The sequence below is a fragment of the Streptomyces sp. NRRL F-6676 genome (assembly GCF_000725625.1).
In the GTDB taxonomy this organism is placed as follows: Bacteria; Actinomycetota; Actinomycetes; order Streptomycetales; family Streptomycetaceae; genus Streptomyces.
Genome location: NZ_JOHS01000110.1, coordinates 1 through 5,449 on the forward strand (window position 1 = coordinate 1; position 5,449 = coordinate 5,449).

The window sequence follows — 5,449 nt, forward strand, 5'->3', positions numbered from 1 at the left end:
CCCCCGCACCCGCACCGGCTTCCGCCCCACCGGACGCCCAGGGCCCCACCGCCTGCCCCACCCCCACCACGAACCCCGGCCCCACCCCGTACGCGGCCCCCCACACCGCCGCGTTCGGCAGCAGCATCACCCCGAGCAGCACCACCGTGAGCCGCCCCCACCACCCCGGCGTGAGCTGCACCAGGGAGTCCCGTACGGCCCCGCCGTGCCAGGCCAACGAGCCGACGACGAGCAGCGCCCCACCCCCCACCAGTACCGCGACGCCCCGCAGCGCGGCGCGCAGGGCCACCCGTACCCACCACGGCAACGCCCCCCGCGGCGCCCCGTACGCCGCCCACACACCCCACCCCGCCGCGAGCCCGGTGAGCAGGGGCAGGCAACAGGCGGTCCAGACCGCGGAGGGCCGCAGTTCACCCCCGGAGGCGTACACCGCCGCCGCGGCACCGACCACGAGATAGCCGACGACAACTCCGGCCCACACCGTGCGCGGCGCGACGGACGACACGACGGACGACGCGACCGGCGATGCGAAGGACCCCGCCCCCCGGCGCCCGCCCGCCCCCTCCCGGGACGCGTCGACCGCATCTCGCCCCGCCCGGTACAGCAACCACACCGGCAACGCGGGCAACAGCAGCGGAGTGACCCCGACCGGCGCGGCCGCCCCGCTCAACGTGTCGGCGCGCAGCAGTTCGACCCCGTGCCCCAGCAGCCAGAGGGAGGCGGCCAGATGCAGCGCGCCGTCCGGCCCCCCGTCCGGGTACGGGGAGGTGACCCACAGCGCCAACACCAGTACGGCGAACGCGCCGAGCCCGAGCCCGGCCGCGATCGCACCGCCGAGCAGCCCGGCCCCGAGCCCGGGCGACCGGTCCCGCACCCGGCTGCGCAACCGCCCGCGGAGCCGGAGCAGCAACCGGGTGAGCAGCCACGCGAGCAACCGGGTGAGCGACCGCGTGGTCAGCGAGGGCGCCGCCGCATCCGCCCCGGAACCGGGGGACGCCGAGCCGGACCCCACGGGAGCCGAACCAGCGGACGCCGAACCAGCGGACGCAGCAGAAGCGGACGCAGTAGAAGCGGAGGAACTGGAAGAGCCGGAAGAACCGGAAGAACGACGATCGATCCATGGGAGCACGACGGCCATGCTCCCAACGACACCCACTTTTCCGTCGTAACGGGCAAGACTCGGCAGTGTCGCTCAAAATACGTTTATGTCATTTTTCGTACGAAAGGGTGTCCGGTGACGCACAGCCAGCTCATGCGAGCACAGGTCACGGGAGGTCAGCTCACGCGCGGTCAGCTCACGCGCGGTCACGTCGCACAAGGCCGGCTCACACCCACCCAGGCCTTCGACGCGCTGCACGGCTTCTGCGCCCCCGTCCTCGTACGGCAGGCCTATCTGCTCACCGGGCGTCGGGCGCTGGCCCGGGAATCGGTGGAGCGGGCGTTCGAGCTGGCCTGGCAGCGCTGGCCCGAGGTGGCACGCGACCGCGACCCCGGCGGATGGGTGCGCGCGGCCACGCACGAGTACGCGCTCTCCCCCTGGCACCGGTTCCGCCGACGCCACCGGCAACCGGAGGCGCTGCCCGGCGACCCTGCCGGCCGCGCACTCCTCGACGCCCTGCTCCGCCTGCCGCCGCCGTACCGGCGCACGCTCCTGCTGCACGACGGCGTCGGGCTGGGCGTACGGGAGATCGCGGCCGAGACGGAGGCGACCACGTCCGCCACGGCGAACCGCCTGCGCCACGCCCGCGAGGCGGTGACCGCGCGGCTGCCGGATCTGACGGCACCGTCGGACCTCCACCGGCGCCTGACCGAACTGGCGGCGGCGGAGACCCTGACCCCCGCGCTCCCGCCGACGATCCGCTCGACGGGCGAACGACGCGACCGCCAGTGGGTGCGGACGGCGGCGGTACTGGTCACCGCCCTGACCGGCACGACGGCGCTCACCCTCCAACACGCCCCCGACCACTACGAACGCCCGGTCCCCCGGGGCCAGGCCATCCACGGCCTCCCCCCGCATACGGTCCAGGGCCCCCTGTCGGAAAAAGCCCGCGAACTACGCAAGAACCTGCAATCACACCTCCCCCACGGCCCCCAGCGCCTCACCCCATTGACGGACTGACGCCAACCCCAAAAGGGGCGCGGGGAACTGCGCAACGGAGCGAAGCTCCGTAGGGGGGTCCGGGGGCACAGCCCCCGGGGACGGGAAGGGTAGGGGCGGCGGGGGCGAAAAAACCCCCGCGCACCCCCCCCCCCCCCCCCCCCCCCCCCCCCCCTCCCCCCCCCCCGCCGCCAAAAGGCCCCCCCCCGAAGGCGCGTCAGCCCGCGAGGATCTCCCGCGCGAGCTTCGCCGTCTCGGTCGGCGTCTTGCCGACCTTCACCCCGGCGGCCTCCAGGGCCTCCTTCTTCGCCTGCGCGGTCCCGGACGAACCGGACACGATCGCACCCGCGTGCCCCATCGTCTTGCCCTCGGGCGCGGTGAAGCCCGCGACGTAGCCGACGACCGGCTTGGTCACGTTCTTCGAGATGTACTCGGCCGCACGCTCCTCGGCGTCGCCACCGATCTCGCCGATCATCACGATCAGGTCGGTCTCGGGGTCGGCCTCGAACGCGGCAAGCGCGTCGATGTGCGTGGTGCCGATGATCGGGTCGCCACCGATGCCGACGGCCGTCGAGAAGCCGATGTCCCGCAGCTCGTACATCATCTGGTACGTCAGCGTGCCGGACTTCGACACCAGGCCGATGCGGCCCGGCTTGGTGATGTCGCCCGGGATGATGCCGACGTTGGACTGGCCCGGGGTGATGATGCCGGGGCAGTTCGGGCCGATGATCCGGGTCTTGTTGCCCTTCTTGCCGGCGTACGCCCAGAACGACGCCGAGTCGTGCACGGCGATGCCCTCGGTGATCACGACGGCCAGCGGGATCTCGGCGTCGATGGCCTCGACGACGGCGTCCTTGGTGAACTTCTCCGGCACGAAGATGACGGAGACGTTGGCGCCGGTCTTCTCGATGGCCTCCTTGACGGTGCCGAAGACCGGTACCTCGGTGCCGTCGAAGTCCACGGTCTGCCCCGCCTTGCGCGGGTTCACGCCGCCCACGACCTCGGTGCCGTCACCCAGCATGAGCTTGGTGTGCTTCATGCCGGTGGCGCCGGTCATGCCCTGGACGATGACCTTGCTGTCCTTGTTGAGCCAGATAGCCATGGTGTGTTGGTGTCCTCGTCCTGAGTGCTTACTTGGCGGCGGCGTGAGCCAGCTCGGCGGCCTTGTCGGCCGCGCCGTCCATGGTGTCGACGCGCTGGACCAGCGGGTGGTCGGCGTCGGTGAGGATCTTGCGGCCCAGCTCGGCGTTGTTGCCGTCGAGCCGGACGACGAGCGGCTTCTCGACCTTCTCGCCGCGGTCCTCCAGGAGCTTCAGCGCCTGGACGATGCCGTTGGCGACCTCGTCACAGGCGGTGATGCCACCGAAGACGTTGACGAACACGGAGCGGACGTCCGGGTCGCCGAGGATGATCTCCAGGCCGTTCGCCATGACCTGGGCGGAGGCGCCGCCACCGATGTCCAGGAAGTTGGCGGGCTTGACGTTGCCGTGCTTCTCACCGGCGTACGCGACGACGTCCAGGGTGCTCATGACGAGACCCGCGCCGTTGCCGATGATGCCGACCTCGCCGTCGAGCTTGACGTAGTTGAGGTTCTTCTCCTTGGCGGCGGCCTCGAGCGGGTTGGCCGCGGCCTTGTCGTGGAGCTCCTCGAAGTCCGGGTGCCGGAACTCGGCGTTGTCGTCCAGGGAGACCTTGCCGTCGAGGGCGATGACGTCACCGGAGGCGACCTTGGCCAGCGGGTTGACCTCGACCAGGAGGGCGTCCTCCTTGATGAAGGTGTCCCACAGCTTGACCAGCACGTTCGCGACCTGGTCGGCGACCTCGGCCGGGAACTTGGCGGCCTCGACGATCTCGCGCGCCTTCTCCGGCGTCACGCCGTCGATCGCGTCGATCGGGGTCTTGGCGACGGCCTCCGGACGGGTGGCGGCCACCTCCTCGATCTCCATGCCGCCCTCGACCGAGGCGATGGAGAGGAAGGTGCGGTTGGCACGGTCGAGGAGGAAGGAGACGTAGTACTCCTCAAGGATCTCCGGGGCCGTCTCGGCGATCATCACCTTGTGGACCGTGTGGCCCTTGATGTCCATCCCGAGGATGTCCGTCGCCCGGGCGACGGCCTCGTCCGCGGACGCGGCCAGCTTGACACCACCGGCCTTGCCACGACCACCGACCTTCACCTGCGCCTTGACGACGGACTTGCCGCCCAGACGCTCGGTGATCTCGCGCGCCGCCTCAGGCGTGTCGATGACTTCACCGGCCAGCACCGGTACATCGTGCTTGGCGAAGAGGTCCCTCGCCTGGTACTCGAACAGGTCCACGCGCTTCCGTCCCTATCAGTGATCTCGCGGTTCGTTGGATGCGTGGGCGTGCCGCGAAGGGCAACGTGACGTCCGCTGTGAGTCACAAGGAAGGCGCACACGGTGTCCGAGCGCGCGGCATGTCCGTCTCGCAGGTTATCGCCGCCGGGGGTGGGGCTCTAAATCGCAGATCACACCTGAGCGGTGATACCTGTCACATGATGCCTAGCTTACTGGCACGGCGTGCCGCGCGGGAGGGGCTGCGGGGAGGGGCGGCGGTGTCCGGAGGGGGAGGCCTCACCGGGCTGGGGTTGGCCCGGTGAGGCCCTGTTCAGCACCGCGCGGGACATCGGTGCTCCCGCGAGGTGCGCGGGGCGGGACCCCCTTCCCCAAGGGGGCCCGCCCCGTCCGCAGGGCCCGGCCGAACGGTTCCGACGGCTTTCGGCCGTCCGGCGACGGTTCCCTGTGGAGCGGTGGGGCGGCGCGAGGACGCCGCGGTTCTCTGTTGTCCGGCGTGACGGCGGTCAGACCTGTCAGATCCGTCGGACGTGTGAGGCGTGTGTGACGGCCGGCAGTACGTGAGGTGCCGGGAGTACGTGAGGTGCCGGGAGTCGCTGCCGTGTTCGGACGGGACGTCATGTCCCGTCCCGCCGGTTGCACGTCGTGAGGGGAGCGGGCGCCGGACACCGGACGCGTCGGCCACCGCCGGCGGAAGAGGCGGGGGCAGGCGCGCACGCGGTAACGCGGGCACACGGCCGGGGGGGGCCGGACGGCCGCTGCGCGGTCCTGGGCCTGTCGTTCGGATCAGGTCGCAGGGGGCCGACGGTGCCGACTCACCGCCGGTGAGCGGGGTCCGGTGCGTGCAGTCGCAAGGCGGAGGAGGGAGTCGATGCGGTGGGGGTCCCCCTGCTCGAACGAAGTTGAGAGCTTGGGGGAATCGGCGACCGACGACAACGCCGCAGATGTGCGCACCAGACCCCGCGTCTGCGGGCTGATCCAAACGACAGGCCCTAGTAGTGCTTCGTCAGGTTCTGGGCTGTCTGCGGCTTCTCCGAGG

4 protein-coding genes are annotated in these 5,449 nt (G+C 71.3%); 1 reads left to right on the top strand and 3 read right to left on the bottom strand.

Annotated features, from left to right (window positions below; all coding sequences use genetic code 11):
- Positions 1–922, bottom strand: a 922-nt coding sequence (locus IO29_RS31160) for a cell division protein PerM (RefSeq protein WP_234316400.1), incomplete at its 3' end; no start/stop codon positions are given.
- A gap of 189 nt (positions 923–1,111) precedes the next feature.
- On the opposite strand from IO29_RS31160, the gene IO29_RS31165 reads away from it, so the two are divergent.
- On the top strand, positions 1,112–2,119 hold the full coding sequence (locus tag IO29_RS31165; RefSeq protein WP_420705411.1) for an RNA polymerase sigma factor: 1,008 nt from the start codon (positions 1,112–1,114) through the stop codon (positions 2,117–2,119).
- A gap of 196 nt (positions 2,120–2,315) precedes the next feature.
- Here the strand turns inward: IO29_RS31165 and sucD are convergent, their stop codons facing one another.
- The gene (sucD, locus tag IO29_RS31170; protein ID WP_030383509.1) at positions 2,316–3,200 is read right to left on the bottom strand and encodes a succinate--CoA ligase subunit alpha; all 885 of its coding nucleotides are present in this window, start codon (positions 3,198–3,200) and stop codon (positions 2,316–2,318) included.
- Between the two features lie 28 nt (positions 3,201–3,228).
- A complete protein-coding gene (gene sucC / locus IO29_RS31175; protein WP_030383510.1) occupies positions 3,229–4,413 on the bottom strand; it encodes an ADP-forming succinate--CoA ligase subunit beta in 1,185 nt (394 codons plus the stop codon).
- Between the last annotated feature and the right edge of the window lie 1,036 nt (positions 4,414–5,449).